Here is a 16,507-nt window from a genome sequence, read left to right on the forward strand (position 1 = left end):
ACCAGCGGGACGAGAAAACCGAGCTCAGCGTAGAAAGGCGACGACCTGATCGGCATCGAACGGCCAACCCAGCTCCTCCCCGGTATCGATGCGACGCAGCACCGGAATCCGCAGGCTATACGCTTCAAACCAGGCCTCGTTCTCAGCGATATCGACCAGCTCCAACAGAAGCGCGTGTTCGAGGACGAACTCCATCAGCACGTCTTCGGCCACTTCGCATAGATGACACCCCAAGGTGCCGAACAACTGACATTCAGGAAGCATGTGCGCCAGACCCCAACCATTGAGTGGACATTCTAGGCCCACCCCGAAATCCCGTCGAGTTGCCGACCCGACCGCGCGCGACAAAACCCTGACGCACATCAGCCAACCAAAATCGTGCTTGCGCCATGCTCTTTAACTTTTTGCTTCTACGCTTGAATAGCCCAAGCCATGCCCCCGGAGTGTTTGTGTTTGCCAATCTGCTCATCATCCTCGCCTCTTCCCTTGTTGTAATCGCACTGTTCCGGCGGCTGCGCCTGCCGCCAGTGCTGGGCTATCTGTGCGTCGGGCTGATGGTCGGACCGACGGCCTTTGACTGGATAAACGAAAGTGAAGATTTGCCCGATCTCGCCGAACTGGGCGTGGTGTTTCTGCTGTTTTCCCTGGGCCTTGAGTTCTCTCTGTCGAAGATGATTGCACTGCGTCGGGTAGTGTTTCGACTTGGCAGTCAGCAGGTGCTGATCAGTGCAGCAGTCCTGGGTTCGGTGCTCATGCTTTTAGGCATGTCGATCACACCAGCGCTTTTGCTCGGCGCCGGTCTGGCGCTGTCATCAACGGCAATCGTGACCAAGGAGTTGGGCAGCCTGGGCGAGGTGTTCAGCAGCCACGGCCAGAACGCCATCGGCGTCCTGTTGTTCCAGGACGTGGTAGCCGTGCTTCTGCTGACGCTCGTCCCGGTGTTCGCCGGCAGCAGCGATCAAGCCTGGTATTGGGCACTACCGATGACCCTGGCGAAGACCGTTGTGTTGTTTTTCGGTCTGCTGCTCGCCAGCCGCTGGCTGTTGCCACGGTTGTTCCATGAAGTGGCGGCGTCCCGTTCGGCGGAGCTGTTCGTACTGCTGGCGCTGGTCATCGTCCTGCTTACCGCATGGCTGACCCACCTGTTGGGCCTCTCCCCTGCCCTCGGGGCTTTTCTGGCGGGCATGTTGTTAGGAGAAAGTCACTACCGACACCAAATCGAAGCGGACATCCGTCCCTTCCGGGACATCTTGCTCGGGTTGTTTTTTGTCAGCATTGGCATGTTGATCGATCTGCAACTGTTCATCAGTCACAGCCTGTTGATCCTCGGACTGACTCTCGGCCTGCTACTGATCAAGGGCAGCATCGTGGCGTTGCTGGTGAAGTGGCGCGGCAGCGACAGCGAAACCGCCTGGCGCAGCGGTCTGGCCCTGGCTCAGGGCGGCGAGTTCTGTTTCGCCCTGATGGCGCAGATGCAGCAAAACAACATGCTGCCCGCCCAACTCGGTGCACTGCTCCTCGCCGCGACGTTCTGTTCGATGCTGCTGACGCCGCTGTTGTTGCGAGCGGCACCGCGCATCGCCGCGAAACTGCATCGCAAGCCCAACGAAGAAGCCGAGATCGAAGAAATCAGCGCTCTCAACGCCGGCCTCGAGCGGCACGTGGTGATTTGCGGATACGGTCGCGTTGGCCAATCCATCGGCCGCTTCCTGCGCAATGCCGAACAATCTTACATCGCGCTGGACAGCGATCCGGTGCGGGTTCAGGAGGCGGCGAGCGCAGAGCGCGACGTGCATTACGGCGACTCGACGCGAGGCGATCTGCTCACCGCCGTCGGCCTGCTAAGGGCCCGGTTGCTGGTGATTGCGGTGGATCAAAGCGATGTTGCCTTACGGGTATTGAAAGAAGCACGACGGCTCAATCCGCACGTGCCGATTCTGGTGCGCACCCGCGATGACAGCCAATGGGCCGAGCTTAAAACGGCCGGCGCCACCGAAGTGGTGCCGGAATTACTCGAGTCGAGCCTGATGCTCGCTTCCCACGCGCTGATCTTGCTGGGTCTGCCGTCAGATCAGGTACAAGCTCGGGTCAATCAGGTGCGCAATGACCGCTATCGGTTGCTGCACGGTTTCTACCCCGGCGCCGAGGATGAAGAAAACTAGTCCTGACTGACCGCGCCGATTTTGTGCAGCGAGAGGTCGGCGCCGTCATACTCCTGTTCCTGACTCAGGCGCAGGCCATGCAACGCCTTGACTGTGCCATACACAACGAAGCCACCGATCAGCGCCACCGCCACGCCCAAAGCCGTGCCGATCAACTGACTGATCAGGCTGACACCACCGAGCCCACCCAGCGCGGTCTGGCCAAAGATGCCGCAAGCAATTGCGCCCCAGACGCCGCACACCCCGTGCAATGGCCAGACACCCAGCACATCATCGATACGCCATTTAACCTGCGCCGCCGTGAAGCACCAGACAAATATCCCGCCGGCGATGGCGCCAGTCATCAACGCGCCTACCGGATGCATCAGATCTGAGCCCGCGCAGATCGCCACCAGACCGGCCAGAGGGCCGTTGTGCAGGAAGCCCGGGTCATTGCGGCCGACGATCAACGCCGCCATCGTACCGCCGACCATGGCCATCAGCGAGTTCACCGCGACCAGCCCGCTCATGTTCTGCAAGGTTTGCGCGCTCATCACGTTGAAGCCGAACCAGCCGACAATCAGGATCCACGAACCCAACGCCAGAAACGGAATACTCGACGGCGCAAATGCCACCAGTCGTCCATCGCGGTAACGCCCGTTGCGCGGGCCGAGCAACAGCACCGCCGCCAATGCCAGCCAGCCGCCCATGGCGTGCACCACGACGGATCCGGCGAAATCGTGGAAGCTGGCGCCGAAGCGCGCCGCCAGCCAGTCTTGCAGACCGTAATTGCCGTTCCAGATCATGCCTTCGAAAAACGGGTAAATGAACGCTACGATCAATGCAGTCGCACACAACTGCGGCACGAAGCGAGCGCGTTCGGCGATGCCGCCGGAAATGATCGCCGGAATAGCAGCGGCGAAGGTCAGCAGGAAGAAAAACTTCACCAGACCATAACCGTGGTCGGCATTGAGCACCGCTGCCGGTTGCATGAACGACACACCATAGGAGATCCAATAGCCTATAAAGAAATAGGCCAGGGTCGAGACGGCGAAGTCGCTGAGGATTTTCGACAGAGCGTTGACCTGGTTTTTCTGGCGGACGGTGCCGACTTCGAGAAAGGCGAAACCGGCGTGCATGGCCAAGACCATCACCGCACCGATCAGAATGAACAACGTATTGGAGCTGTGAACCAGCGTGTCCACAGCGCTTTGCAGATTTTCCATGAGGAGGCAGACCCAAGGGCTAAGAAGGCACCAAAACGGTTCGCGGGGACATTTCATGCACCAAGTTGCGACCAGGCGGTTACGGATCTTATTTCCGCTGACCCGCTTTGGCGCACAAGGACGATGCCCTCACCATGAACCGGCGTTAAATGTTCCGGCCTCTTGCCCGCCGATAGCGCACGGGCGCCGGCCGGCGCACCGTCACACAGCAAAAGTTGTACCAGTCATTTGTACTGAACCTTCACGCAGGGCTCATACTCGAACGCTTCAAACGCCAATTACGGAGATCACCAATGGCCAGCATCAAGGCAAAGACTGCTCAAGAAATTCTGAAGAATGACTTCCAGACCCTCGTGGCCGATACCGAGCGGTTGCTTGAGCACACCGCCAGCCTCGCGGGCGATCAGGCCGATGAGCTGCGCGATCAGATCAACGACAGCCTGCTGCGCGCCCGGGAAACCTTGAAACTGACCGAAGAGTCGCTGCGCGAACGTGGTCAGGCCGCTGTCACCGCCACTGAAGACTACGTGTCAGCCAACCCTTGGCAATCAGTGGGCATCGCCGCCGGCGTCGGCTTTCTGATCGGCCTGCTGGCCACTCGGCGCTGATATGTCGATCGGCGAATCCGGCCCGTCCGCATCGGGCACCAGCTCCTCAACGCGCCGTCTCGGCGCCGCCGTCCTTGGGTTGTTGCACAGTCACGTCGAGTTGTTCGGCATCGAACTGCAGGAACAGAAATCGCGAACCGTGAGCCTGCTGCTGTTCGCAGGTCTGGCGCTAGTGTTTGCACTGTTGCTGCTGGTCGGCCTTTCGACGCTGGTCTTGATCCTGTTCTGGGATACCTATCGCCTGCCCGCCATCATCGGGTTGTGCGTTTTTTACACCTTGGCTTCCATCTTTTGTGGACTGCGCCTGAAAGCGGCTATCTTCGATGAATCCTCGCCCTTCCACGGCACCCTGGAAGAGTTGGCCAACGACAGGGAGCGTCTGCTGCCATGAGCCTGCCCAATCTTCCGCATAACAGTTCACGCCAGGAAATGCGCAAGGCGTTGATTCGCTTGCGCATGGAAATGCATCGTCAAGAGATCCGCCAGGAAGTGAGGCAAGTGCTGCAACCCTTGCATCGGGTGCGCGGCATGGGTCAGAACCTGCAAGACGGTTTCGGCATCAAGCATGCGCCGCTATGGGGCATGGCCGCTGTCACGCTGGTGGGATTCCTCACCGGCAAAGGCGCAAAAAGCGGCGGTGTCGGTGGTCTGACCCGTCTGATCCGCCTGGGCACCAGCCTCGGGCCGCTGATCAAACTGGTGATGCAAGGCTCGGCCAAACGCTGAGCGGTCGTTTTGGCTGCATTCTTGCAATCACGCAGGATTGAATCTCCCTATCCCGAGATTCGATCCTGCGTGCTACCCGGTTCAGCAGGCATTACTTAAAACAAGAACAACTAAGGAGGCCCCGTGATCGACGGGCAACCGCTCGCCTGCTTTCAGCCTTTCATCGACACCGCCACCGGACGCATTGCCGGCGTGGAAGCGTTGGGCCGCTTGCGTCAATCCGACGGCCAAATGGCTTCCGTCGGTCCACTGTTTGCTGACCCGCGCACACCTGCAATCGCCCTGCGCCGTCTTGATCGACAAATCCGCGATAACGCGCTGAGCCGCTTGCACGAAGCGCCCGCCGAATGGTTTCTCAGCCTGAACATGTCGCCACGCTGGATCAGCCGTTTGCGTGCCGATCAGGATTTGCCAAGCCTCAAACAACTGCTGCGACACGACGTCGATCCGCGGCGCATCGTCTTTGAAATCACTGAGCTGGGCGGTAACAGCCAGCGCCTGGCGGAAGTGGTCACGCGGTATCGCCAGGCCGGCGCACGCATCGCCATCGATGACTTCGGTGCCGGTTACTCGCAACTTGATCGCGTGCTGGCCCTGCAACCGGACATTCTCAAGCTCGACATGCGCCTGTTTCAGGCAGCCGCCCTTGGCGGGCCCAGCAGTGACGTAGTCAAGGCCCTCGCGCAAATGGCCGAAAAGACCGGGTGCTGGATCATCGCCGAAGGGGTGGAAACCGAGGCGCAATTGAGTTTTGCCCTGGAATGCGGCTCGCGTTATGTGCAGGGCTTTCTGTTTGCGCGGGCCGAAGAAGCGTTCTATCCCACCGAAGCCTTCGTGGACAAATTCGCCGAGCTTCGTCAGCGTTACGTGCGCCACAAACTGGCCGAGCGCGGTCGATTGATGACTATGCGCCAGCAACTCGGCGAATTGATGGCCATCCTGCAATCCTGGGCTCAGGCCCGTGCGCCGTTGAGTGCCCTGCCGCAACTGGATGCCTTTCCCTGGCTGCTGCGGTTTTATCAATGCGACCGCCACGGCACGCAACTGACCCCCAATCTCGAATGGCGCAACAACGGCTGGGTCGCCGACAACCGTTATCTGGGCCACAACTGGTCGTGGCGGCCATATTTCTATCACCTGCTGGCGGAAGGCTGGGAGGAGCGGCGCCTGACGCTGTCGAACACCTACCGCGATGCGACGAGCAATCAGTACTGCCTGACGGCCGGACAGTTCTTCGAAAACGGCGAACGCCTGTTGCTGATCGATATCGACGCCGCCGGGTTGTAGTTCCGCTTGCAGGCATCAGTCTGAACCGGGAAGCTAGGGCACCCCTCACCCGACGGAGTGAATCAGCCTTGGATTGGCATACCCTGCTCAACCGCGAACGCCTCGGAAAACCGCTGCACAGCCCCCAGGAACTTGGCCGCAGCCCGTTTCACAAGGATCACGATCGCATCATTTTTTCCGGCGCCTTCCGCCGCCTCGGCCGCAAGACCCAAGTGCATCCGGTCTCAAGCAACGATCACATTCACACGCGTCTGACCCATTCGCTGGAAGTCAGCTGCGTGGGCCGTTCGCTGGGCATGCGCGTCGGAGAGACGCTGCGCAGCGCCCTGCCGCAATGGTGCGATCCGAGCGATTTGGGCATGGTCGTGCAATCGGCTTGCCTGGCCCACGACATCGGCAATCCGCCCTTCGGCCATTCCGGCGAAGACGCGATTCGCCACTGGTTCCAGCAAGCCGCCGGGCGTGGCTGGCTCGACGGGATGAGTGAGGCCGAACGTGGCGACTTCCTCAATTTCGAAGGCAACGCCCAAGGGTTCCGAGTGCTCACCCAACTGGAATACCACCAGTTCGACGGCGGCACCCGGTTGACCTACGCCACGCTGGGCACTTACCTGAAATACCCATGGACGGCGCGTCACGCTGACTCGCTCGGTTACAAGAAACACAAGTTCGGTTGCTACCAGAGCGAGCTGCCGCTGCTTGAGCAGATCGCCCACAAACTGGGTCTGCCGCAACTGGAAGAACAGCGCTGGGCACGGCACCCGCTGGTGTACCTGATGGAGGCGGCGGACGACATTTGTTATGCCCTCATCGACCTCGAAGACGGCGTGGAGATGGAGCTGTTGGACTACGCCGAAGTCGAGTCACTGTTGCTCAATCTGGTCGGTGATGATCTGCCGGAAACCTATCGTCAACTCGGCCCGCAGGATTCTCGTCGGCGCAAACTGGCGATCCTGCGCGGGAAGGCCATCGAGCATTTGACCAACGCGGCGGCGCGCGCCTTTGTCGAACAACAGGACGCCCTGCTCGCCGGCACCTTGCATGGCGATCTGGTGGAACACATGCACGGTCCGGCCAAACGTTGCGTACTGAACGCCAAGGACATCGCGCGCAAGAAAATCTTCCAGGACAAACGCAAAACCCTGCATGAAATCGGCGCCTACACGACGCTGGAAATCCTGCTCAATGCGTTCTGCGGCGCCGCCCTGGAACAACACAACGGCCGCACGCCTTCGTTCAAGAGCCGCCGTGTCCTTGATTTGTTGGGCAGTAACGCGCCGGATCCGCACGGCTCGTTGCATGGTTCTTTCCTGCGCATGATCGATTTCATTGCAGGCATGACCGACAGCTACGCCAGTGACATGGCACTGGAAATGACTGGGCGTTCAGCCCGTTGAACGTGCAGGAGCTACCGCAGGCTGCGATCTTATGATTGTTCTTTCAAATCAAAGATCGCAGCCTGTGTCAGCTCCTACAGTGGGTTACTTGGCCAGTAATGTGAGTCTTCCCTACCGTCGTTAAACAGGGGCGCAAAAGCAGATACAAGCCGCGTAATAAAAGACAACTTCAACAACAACAAGAAAATATAAAACCAGCACTTCCTAACTCCTCAACCAGTTCATTCGTAGTCCACATCTCTCTTTCGCGTAGGATTAATCCTATATTGCTGCTGATGTCATGTCGGCTCATACGACCGCTCATTCATCTGAGCTAAGGTGCGCGCTTTATTCGCGCTTGTATGGGATTTGATTATGAACTCCGTTTTTATTGTCGACGATCACCCGGTTATCCGTCTTGCCGTTCGAATGCTGCTGGAGCACGAAGGTTATAAGGTTGTCGGCGAAACCGATAACGGCGTCGATGCCATGCAGATGGTGCGTGAGTGCATGCCGGATCTGATCATTCTGGACATCAGTATCCCCAAACTCGACGGCCTCGAAGTGCTGGCTCGTTTCAACGCCATGAGCTCACCGGTGAAAACCCTTGTACTGACCGCCCAATGCCCGAGCCTGTTTGGCATTCGCTGTATGCAATCCGGCGCCTCGGGGTATGTCTGCAAGGAAGAAGACTTGAGCGAACTGGTCAGCGCGATCAAAGCGATACTGTCCGGTTATAACTACTTTCCGAGCCAGGCGTTGAATCCTGTTCGCAGTGACGACGTGCGTTATGTCGAACTTGAACTGTTCAAGGCCGTCAATGATCGGGAATTAATGGTGCTGCAGTTGTTTGCTCAGGGGCGCACTAACAAGGAAATAGCAAAAGGCATGTTTCTCAGCAATAAGACCGTCAGCACTTACAAGAAACGCCTCATGCAAAAACTCAAAGCCAAATCCCTTGTAGAACTTATCGAAATGGCCAAACGCAACGCACTCGTGTGAGAACCAGGATGCCCAGCCGCTTAAAGGACTATTTGATCGCATTGAGTGCAAGTCTATGCCTCTTTGCCCCGGCATTTGCCCTGACGGAAGACTCGCAGGTTTACCGGCTACTCAGTCGCGCGGCGAGCGGCTCGGTGCAAGTCCCGCTGGATCAGGCGCAGCGCCAGTGGCTGCAGACGCGCCGCGAGTTGGTACTGGGTACTTCAGCGCCTGATTATCCGCCCTTCGACATGACCGTCAGCGGTCGCGACTACGAAGGGTTCACCGCGGACTATGCGGGCATCCTCGGTCAAGCGATGGGTCTGCCGGTCAGGGTTCAGCGTTTCGAGTCGCGGGAAGCTGCCATCCAGGCGCTGGTCGAAGGCAAGGTGGATCTGCTCGGTACTGCCAACGGCTATGAAGTCGGTAACGCCGACATTGCGCTGTCCCGACCCTACGCCATAGATCAACCGGTGCTGGTCACACGCGAGGGGGAAACCCGGTCATTGAGTGACGGTCTGGCCGGCTTGCGCCTGAGCATGGTGTATCACTACTTGCCGATGGATGAAGTCAAAAACCTGTACCCCAAAGCGATCATTACGTCGTACCCCTCTTACCAAAATGCAATCAACGCGGTTGCGTTCGATCAAGCCGACGTATTTCTCGGCGATACCATTTCCACCCATTACCTGATCAACAAGGGCTATCTGAACAACATTCGGATGGCCAACTTCGGTAAACACGAGGCGTACGGTTTCAGCTTCGCGGTACACCGCAAAAACCACGTACTTCTGACCCTCATCGATGCGGTGCTTAAAGCCGTTCCCAATAGCGAGCGAGACAACATCGCCAAACGCTGGAGTGCCGGCAGCGACATTCTGATGACCGATCGCAAGTTGCAACTGACCCGACGCGAAGAGCTTTGGCTGAAGGAGCATGCGGTGGTGCGCGTGGTCGTCAACGAAGCGTTCGCGCCGCTGAGTTTTTTTGACAGTGACGGCAACTTCCGCGGCATCAGCGCCGACCTGCTCGAACTGATCAGGCTGCGCACCGGCCTGCGCTTCGAAGTCCGCCGCAGCCGCAACGACGGCCAAATGATCGAACAGATCCACAATCGCCAGGCCGATCTGATCGCCGCCCTGCTGCCCAGCCCACAGCGTGAACAATCCCTGAGCTTCAGCCGTCCCTACCTGGAAAACTCCTTTGTCCTGCTGACCCGAAAAACCGCCGACAGCCCCACGCACCTCGGCCAGCTCAAAGGCAAGCCTCTGGCGATCGCTCAAGGCAATCCGATGATCGATTATCTGCGGCGGGACTTTCCGCGTATTCGCCTGATCGAAACCCCGGACGCCTACGCCGCTGTCTCGCTGCTGGCCGAAGGCAAGGTCGATGGCGCCGTGAACTCGCTGGTGATCGCCAACCATTACATCGCGTCGCAAACCTTCGCCCAGCCACTGCAAATCACCACCACCATCGGCACACAGCAAGCCGCGTTCTCCCTGGCAACGGCCAGCGACAACGACGAGCTGGGCTCAATAATCGACAAGGCATTGCTGAGCATTGCGCCAGAGGAACTGGGCATCATCAATGGACGCTGGCGCGGTTATTCCACGCCTTCGCAAAGCACCTGGCGCAATTATCAACGGCTGTTCTATCAAGTGGCGACCGGCGTCGGTCTGCTCCTTTTGCTGTCGCTGGCCTGGAACGCCTACATGCGTCGCCAGATCAAACAGCGTCAGGCGGCTGAACGGGCATTGAGCGATCAGTTCGAATTCATGCGGTCATTGGTCAACGGCACGCCACACCCTATTTATGTCCGAGACCGCCAGGGTTTGTTGCAAAGCTGCAACGACAGCTATCTCGAAGCGTTCAGCGCCCGGCGCGAAGACGTCATCGGTAAAAGCGTCATTCAAGGCACGTTGAGCAATGCCTTCGAAGCCCGGGCGTTTCAGGCCGATTACCAACGGGTGGTGGCCGAAGGCAAGCCGCTGGTACTGGATCGGCCGCTGCAAATCGGCAACCGCCAACTGACGATCTATCACTGGATCCTGCCTTACCGCGACTCCAGCGGCGATGTGCAAGGGATCATCGGCGGCTGGATCGACATCAGCGAGCGCCGGCAACTGCTCGACAAATTGCGCGCCGCCAAAGAGCGCGCCGACAGTGCCAACCGGGCCAAAAGCACGTTCCTCGCGACCATGAGCCATGAGATCCGCACGCCGATGAACGCAGTGATCGGCATGCTCGAACTGACGCTCAAGCGCATCGAGGCGCACCACCCGGATCGCTCGTCGATCGACACCGCCTATCGCTCGGCCAAGGATCTGCTCGGCCTGATCGGTGACATCCTCGACATCGCCAGGATCGAATCCGGACGCCTGAGCCTGAGCCCCGAATGGATCAACCTGGAGGACACCGTAGGGTCGACGGTCAGAATATTCGATGGCCTGGCCCGGCAAAAAAACCTTTCCTTGCAAGTAAATCTGCATCCGCGCGCCACGGCGGTGGATGTCCATCTCGATCCCCTGCGCTTCAAGCAGGTGCTGTCGAATCTCATCAGCAATGCCATCAAGTTCACCGAACAGGGGCACATTCGGATCGCCGTGAATGTGCAGGACACGGAGGTTGCTGATCGATGCTTGTTGCAATTGACGGTTCAGGACAGTGGCGCGGGGATCAGTGCCGAAGATCAGCAACGTCTGTTCGAACCTTTCGTCCAGGCCGGCAACGGTGGGCGGCAAAGTCGCGGCGGTGCGGGGCTGGGCCTGGTCATCAGCCGAAACCTTTGCGAAATGATGGGCGGACAACTGCAATTGAGCAGCCAGCCTGACATCGGCACCCAAGTGTGTATTTCCCTCCCCCTGGCCACCCGTGCCGCCATAGTGAGGAGCCCGGCAAACGAACCGCTGATTCAAGTCTCATCGACCCCTTTGAGCGTTCTGGTGGTGGACGACCATCCCGCCAACCGTTTGTTGATGTGTCAGCAACTGGAGTTTCTCGGCCACCGCTCCAGCGTTGCGGAGGACGGTCAGAGCGGTCTCGAAAACTGGATGAACGGCCAGTTCGATCTGGTGATCGTCGACTGCAACATGCCGGTCATGAATGGCTACGACCTGACTCGGGCGATCCGTCAGCACGAGCGGCAGACAGGACGCCAGCCCTGCACCGTGCTCGGTTTTACCGCCAATGCTCAGCCGGAGGAAATACAACGCTGCAAACGCGCAGGCATGAATGACTGCCTGTTCAAGCCGTTGAGCCTGAATGTTCTGAACGAGTGGATCAGCACCCTTCAGCCTGCTTTCGCGTCCCCGCCGTTCAATCTGCAAGGCCTGAATCAATTGACCGGAGGTCAGCCAGCCCAGACGCGGCGTTTACTTCTGGAGCTGCTCAACAGCAGCCGTCTGGATCGTCAGGAACTACTGGCCTTGGCGCCCGAGTACGATCGCGAAGCTTTGGCGCAGGTTGCACACAAGATCAAGGGGGCAGCGCGCATTGCCCAGGCATCTCAAGTCATCGAATGTTGCGAAGCGCTCGAACAGGCCTGCGTGCAGTCATCCTCCGTGCAGGAAATTGCCTCATGCCGCGAGGCCTGCAGCCGGGCCATGCTCGATCTTGAACGAGCACTGCAGCAACAATTGCAGCACGACAGCCAAAGCACGATGACCGAGCCTTAACTATGCTTGGGCGCTGAGCAGTGTGTTAAACATCACGGAGTGACAGCTATGCCCAGCCCACTGCGTCCGGCACAACGCCGGTTCCCGTTGCACGTACACATCAGCGTTATGTTCACATTCCTGCTGCTGCTCACCGGCGTCGTGCTGGGGCTGTTCAATTATCGGCAGACGACGCAGATCATCCTGTCGAGCAGTGAAAAGCTGTTCAACCGCATCGAACAGGATGTGCGCCTGGATCTGCAGTCTACCTATGAGCCCATCCGCCATATGCTCAGCCTGCTGGCTGACAACCCTGCCATCGGCGCTTCGCGGCTCGACGACCGGCTGGCATTGCTCAAACCGTTCAGGCAGGCGCTGACGGATAACCCCGACCTCGCGTCGCTGTACGTGGGTTTTGCCAATGGCGATTTCTTTATGGTGCGTCCGCTGCGCACGGCGGCATTGAAAGCGCTGTTTCAGGCGCCCGCGGCTGCGGCGTATCAGGTCTGGAGCATTGAGCACGACGCCAGCGGTCTGCCCCGTTCGCAATCGCTGTTTTTCGACTCAACGCTGGTGCCGGTCGGCAGCCTGAGCAATCCCGATGAAAGCTACGATCCGCGCAGTCGTGCCTGGTTTAACGCCGCCCGAGGGCAAGCCGACCAGATCACCACCGATCCATATGTGTTTTTTTCGACGCACAACATCGGCACGACGCTGGCCCGGCGCAGCGGTGATAACGCAGTGATCGCTGCCGACCTGACCCTGGACGCTCTCTCGGCGACATTGACCAAACACGTGGTGACCCCCGCCACCGAGATCGTCCTGTTCGACGCCGAAGGCAACGCGGTTGCCTATCCCGACAGCAGCCGTCTGATCGTCGACGACCGAACGGCACGCCTTGCCAAGGCAGCCGACCTGAGTCCGAGCCTGCACGCGTTACTGTCGGGTAATCATCAAGGTAATCGTTTGAGCGCCGATGGTCGCGAATGGATCGTCGCCCGCAACACCCTTGAGGAAGGCGGCCCGCAGGGTTTGCGAATGGCCCTGTTGGTGCCGGAAGACGAATTGCTGGTGGACGCCTATCGTATGCGCTGGCAAGGCGCGCTGATAACCCTGGCGACGTTGTTGCTGTGTCTGCCACTGGGCTGGCTGATCTCGCGGATCCTGGTCAAGCCGCTGAAGGCGCTGGTCAAGGAGGCCGACGCGATCCGCAGTTTCAATTTCGATTTCCCGATGATGCGCCGCTCACCCGTGCTGGAAGTGGATCAGCTGAGCGTCTCGATGGCGCGCATGAAAGACACCCTCGGCAGTTTTTTTCGCATCACCAACAGCCTGAGTGGGGAAACCCGTTTTGCGCCGCTGTTGCAACGGGTTCTGTTCGAGACCGTGCAAATCGCCCAGGCGCAGGCGGGTCTGATCTATTTGCGTGACAGCGATGGCAGTCGCGTGGAGCCCTATGGGCTAGTGATTGATGGCGTCTCGCAGCCATTGGCCGAATACGCCATTCAAGGTCAGGATCTTGAAAGCGGACAAGGGCCGGCGTGGTTCGAGCAACTGACAGACGCAGACACTGTGGTGAGTGACTTCGGCTTTGAACAGGCCGGCGATTTGCAGAAGGTGCTGCTGACCATCAACTCGCCGCGGGTGCATCTGATTGGCATCCGTCTGCATAACCGTCACAACGAAACGATCGGCCTGTTGGTTCTGCTGATCAGCGACAGCGGCACTGCGCAGGATCTGGAAAAACTGCGGCCTGATCGCATCGCGTTCCTTCAGGCGGTGTCCGGCGCCGCTGCCGTGAGCATCGAAAGCCAGCGTCTGCAAGCCAAGCAGAAACAATTGCTGGATGCATTCATCCAGTTGCTCGCCGGCGCCATCGATGCCAAAAGTCCTTACACCGGCGGCCACTGCCAGCGCGTGCCGGAGCTGACCCTCATGCTTGCCCATGCCGCCGCTGCCAGCCAGGCGCCCGCGTTCAGCAACTATCAGCCCAACGAGGACGAGTGGGAAGCCTTGCACATCGCGGCCTGGCTGCATGACTGCGGCAAGGTCACGACCCCGGAATACGTGGTCGACAAAGCCACCAAACTGGAAACCCTGAACGACCGCATCCATGAGATCCGCACCCGTTTCGAAATCCTCAAGCGCGACGCCTGGGTCGATTACTGGCGAGGGCTGGCCACGGGCGGCGAAGCGTCTCATTTGGCCGAACAGCGCAACGCCACGCTGACTGCGCTGGATGATGACTTTGCCTTCGTCGCGCGCTGCAATCTGGGCAGTGAAGCCATGGGTGACAGCGACCTGCAACGTCTGGAAAAGGTTGCCCGACGTACATGGGTGCGCACACTGGACGATCGACTCGGGGTTTCCTGGGAAGAGAACCGTCGTCAGGCCAGAACCCCGGCGCCGACTTTGCCGGTCACCGAAAACTTGCTGGCGGACAAGCCCGAACATCTGTTGGAGCGTGCCGACAGCGAGCTGATCCCGGAGGACAATCCCTGGGGCTTCAAACTGGACGCGCCGCAGTACAAATACAATCGCGGCGAGCTGTACAACCTGAGCATCGTGCGCGGCACCCTGACCCGCGAAGAGCGCTACATCATCAATCACCACATGGTGCAGACGATCCTGATGCTCAGCCACTTGCCCTTCCCAAGCCACTTGAACAGCGTCGCGGAAATCGCCGGTGGCCACCATGAAAAAATGGACGGCACCGGTTACCCGAAACGTTTGAAGCGCGAAGAAATGAGCCTGCCGGCGCGGATGATGGCGATCGCCGATATTTTCGAAGCATTGACGGCGGCGGATCGCCCGTACAAAAAGGCCAAATCCCTGAGCGAAGCGCTGGGCATCATGGCCACCATGTGCCGCGATGCCCACATCGATGCCGAACTGTTCGGCCTGTTCATCAACGATGGCGTGTACATGCAGTACGCCACGCGCTTTCTCGATCCGCGGCAGATTGATGCGGTGGATCCCGCCGGCCTGTTGCTCAAGGCCGGCGTGACAGTGTAATCAGCAGTCGGTCAGACGCAGGAAAATCGCTGCCAGACGCTCGATCCCGGCCTGATCTTCGCTGCCGAATCGCGCAAGTTTCGGGCTGTCGAGGTCGAGCACGCCGATCAGGCGACCGTCCTTGACCAACGGCACCACCAGTTCGCTGTTCGAAGCACTGTCGCAGGCAATGTGGCCGGGAAATGCATGAACGTCCTCGACCCGCTGCGTCTGCAACGTCGCGGCCGCTGCGCCGCAGACACCACGGCCGAACGGAATGCGCACGCAGGCGATCTGCCCCTGGAACGGGCCGAGCACCAGTTCTTCGTTGCGATTGAGGTAAAAGCCCGCCCAGTTCAAGTCATCGAGCTGGTTGTAGAGGAACGCGGAAAACTGCGCGGCGTTGGCGATGAAATCGCGCTCGTCCGCCAGCAGCGATTCCAGTTGCGCGGCCAACATGCCATAACCTTCCAGGCCCTGGCCGCTTTGTTGCAAATCAATCATGCCTTGTGCTCCAGCAATTTCAGTCCCACCCAGTAACGGGCGAATTGGTACGCGCAACGTCCGTTGCGGTTGCCGCGGCCGGTGGCCCAGCGCACGGCGAGGATGTCCAGTTCTTCGTCGCGCTGCCAGCTCAAGCCGGCCTTGGCTGCCAACTGGCCGATCCAGTGTTCGACGACGTTGAGGAAATGTTCTTGGGTAAACGGATAGAATGACAGCCACAAACCGAAGCGATCCGACAGGGCAATCTTGTCTTCCACCGCCTCGCTTGGATGCAGCTCGCCATCGACGCGTTTCCAGTTCTCGTTGTCGCTTTCTTTCTCCGGCACCAGATGGCGACGGTTGGACGTGGCGTACAGCAGGACGTTATCCGGTGCCTGCTCCAGCGAGCCGTCGAGCACGCTTTTCAGCACGCGGTAATCGCCTTCGCCGGACTCGAACGAAAGGTCGTCGCAAAACAAAACGAAACGTTGTGGCAGCTTGGCGATCTGTTCAACGACCCGAGGCAGATCGGCCAGATGATCACGCTCGATCTCGATCAGGCGCAAACCGGCCTTGGCATGTTCCGCCAGCAAGGCACGCACCAGTGAGGATTTACCCGTGCCGCGTGACCCCCAGAGCAGCGCATGGTTGGCCGGCATGCCGTCGAGGAATTGCCGGGTATTGCGCCCCAATTGCTCCAGCTGCCGATCGACGCCGATCAGGTCGGACAGGCGCATGTCGAGGCTGACTTCCAGCGGTAGCAAAAAACCGCTGCGACCGTCACGCTGCCAGCGGGCGGCGAGGCAGGTGTCCCAGTCGATAACAGGGCGAAGTGCCGGCAGCAGCGGCTCGATTCTCGCCAGAACCGACTCGGCGCGCTCAAGAAAAGCATTCAATCGGGAATCCACGTCTTCTCCTCGGACACATTCACAGTGATGATGGCGCTACAGACAATACGCAGGCCTGGCCACCCTTGTTACAAGGCAATTCGCCAACCCCGGTATTTACAGATGATCGGCTATGCTTGAGCAG

13 protein-coding genes are annotated in these 16,507 nt (G+C 59.4%); 9 read left to right on the forward strand and 4 right to left on the reverse strand.

Going from position 1 to position 16,507, the window contains the following annotated elements; genetic code table 11:
• Positions 1-24: 24 nt before the first annotated feature.
• Positions 25-264: a glutaredoxin family protein gene (locus GIW69_RS04945; RefSeq protein ID WP_236481019.1), complete on the reverse strand. Its 240-nt coding sequence runs from the start codon at positions 262-264 to the stop codon at positions 25-27.
• A gap of 185 nt (positions 265-449) precedes the next feature.
• Here GIW69_RS04945 and GIW69_RS04950 point away from each other — a divergent pair, with 185 nt between their 5' ends.
• Positions 450-2,162: a monovalent cation:proton antiporter-2 (CPA2) family protein gene (locus GIW69_RS04950; RefSeq protein WP_236481020.1), complete on the forward strand. Its 1,713-nt coding sequence runs from the start codon at positions 450-452 to the stop codon at positions 2,160-2,162.
• On the opposite strand, the gene GIW69_RS04955 is transcribed toward GIW69_RS04950, so the two are convergent.
• Positions 2,159-3,367 (reverse strand): ammonium transporter, encoded by a 1,209-nt coding sequence (locus GIW69_RS04955; RefSeq protein ID WP_236481021.1) that lies wholly within the window; start codon positions 3,365-3,367, stop codon positions 2,159-2,161. The two genes, GIW69_RS04950 and GIW69_RS04955, sit on opposite strands and share 4 nt — an antisense overlap.
• A gap of 293 nt (positions 3,368-3,660) precedes the next feature.
• On the opposite strand from GIW69_RS04955, the gene GIW69_RS04960 reads away from it, so the two are divergent.
• The 8 genes from GIW69_RS04960 (at position 3,661) to GIW69_RS04995 (ending at position 15,013) form a co-directional block, all read left to right on the forward strand.
• Entirely contained in the window at positions 3,661-3,975 is a 315-nt protein-coding gene (locus tag GIW69_RS04960) for a DUF883 family protein (RefSeq protein WP_236481022.1), read from the forward strand.
• Between the two features lies 1 nt (position 3,976).
• Positions 3,977-4,366 carry a phage holin family protein gene (locus GIW69_RS04965; protein ID WP_236481023.1) on the forward strand — a complete coding sequence of 130 codons (390 nt, stop codon included), beginning with the start codon at positions 3,977-3,979 and terminating at the stop codon, positions 4,364-4,366.
• Positions 4,363-4,701, forward strand: a complete 339-nt coding sequence (locus GIW69_RS04970) for a hypothetical protein (protein ID WP_236481024.1) — start codon at positions 4,363-4,365, stop codon at positions 4,699-4,701. The genes GIW69_RS04965 and GIW69_RS04970 overlap by 4 nt, the downstream gene beginning before the upstream one ends.
• 123 nt (positions 4,702-4,824) lie before the next feature.
• The gene (locus GIW69_RS04975) at positions 4,825-5,988 is read left to right on the forward strand and encodes an EAL domain-containing protein (RefSeq protein WP_236481025.1); all 1,164 of its coding nucleotides are present in this window, start codon (positions 4,825-4,827) and stop codon (positions 5,986-5,988) included.
• Between the two features lie 68 nt (positions 5,989-6,056).
• On the forward strand, positions 6,057-7,385 hold the full coding sequence (locus GIW69_RS04980; protein ID WP_236481026.1) for a deoxyguanosinetriphosphate triphosphohydrolase: 1,329 nt from the start codon (positions 6,057-6,059) through the stop codon (positions 7,383-7,385).
• Between the two features lie 354 nt (positions 7,386-7,739).
• Positions 7,740-8,366, forward strand: a complete 627-nt coding sequence (locus GIW69_RS04985; protein ID WP_236481027.1) for a response regulator transcription factor — start codon at positions 7,740-7,742, stop codon at positions 8,364-8,366.
• An 8-nt stretch (positions 8,367-8,374) separates the two neighbouring features.
• On the forward strand, positions 8,375-12,019 hold the full coding sequence (locus GIW69_RS04990; protein ID WP_236481028.1) for a transporter substrate-binding domain-containing protein: 3,645 nt from the start codon (positions 8,375-8,377) through the stop codon (positions 12,017-12,019).
• A 48-nt stretch (positions 12,020-12,067) separates the two neighbouring features.
• Complete coding sequence (locus GIW69_RS04995) at positions 12,068-15,013, forward strand: HD domain-containing phosphohydrolase (protein ID WP_236481029.1); 2,946 nt, start codon at positions 12,068-12,070, stop codon at positions 15,011-15,013.
• Here GIW69_RS04995 and GIW69_RS05000 read toward each other — a convergent pair whose 3' ends face one another.
• A complete protein-coding gene (locus GIW69_RS05000) occupies positions 15,014-15,496 on the reverse strand; it encodes a GAF domain-containing protein (protein ID WP_236481030.1) in 483 nt (160 codons plus the stop codon).
• A complete protein-coding gene (locus GIW69_RS05005; RefSeq protein WP_236481031.1) occupies positions 15,493-16,383 on the reverse strand; it encodes an ATP-binding protein in 891 nt (296 codons plus the stop codon). Before GIW69_RS05005 ends, GIW69_RS05000 begins: the two co-directional genes overlap by 4 nt.
• Positions 16,384-16,507: the final 124 nt, after the last annotated feature.

This window comes from Pseudomonas syringae (assembly GCF_021605415.1).
GTDB lineage: Bacteria > Pseudomonadota > Gammaproteobacteria > Pseudomonadales > Pseudomonadaceae > Aquipseudomonas > Aquipseudomonas syringae_S.

Coding starts and splice junctions, on each gene's coding strand:
- GIW69_RS04990 (WP_236481028.1), top strand. CDS start 8,375: ATGCCCAGCCGCTTAAAGGACTATTTGATCGCATTGAGTGCAAGTCTA.
- GIW69_RS04970 (WP_236481024.1), top strand. CDS start 4,363: ATGAGCCTGCCCAATCTTCCGCATAACAGTTCACGCCAGGAAATGCGC.
- GIW69_RS04985 (WP_236481027.1), top strand. CDS start 7,740: ATGAACTCCGTTTTTATTGTCGACGATCACCCGGTTATCCGTCTTGCC.
- GIW69_RS04960 (WP_236481022.1), top strand. CDS start 3,661: ATGGCCAGCATCAAGGCAAAGACTGCTCAAGAAATTCTGAAGAATGAC.
- GIW69_RS05000 (WP_236481030.1), bottom strand. CDS start 15,496: ATGATTGATTTGCAACAAAGCGGCCAGGGCCTGGAAGGTTATGGCATG.
- GIW69_RS04945 (WP_236481019.1), bottom strand. CDS start 264: ATGCTTCCTGAATGTCAGTTGTTCGGCACCTTGGGGTGTCATCTATGC.
- GIW69_RS04955 (WP_236481021.1), bottom strand. CDS start 3,367: ATGGAAAATCTGCAAAGCGCTGTGGACACGCTGGTTCACAGCTCCAAT.
- GIW69_RS04995 (WP_236481029.1), top strand. CDS start 12,068: ATGCCCAGCCCACTGCGTCCGGCACAACGCCGGTTCCCGTTGCACGTA.
- GIW69_RS04965 (WP_236481023.1), top strand. CDS start 3,977: ATGTCGATCGGCGAATCCGGCCCGTCCGCATCGGGCACCAGCTCCTCA.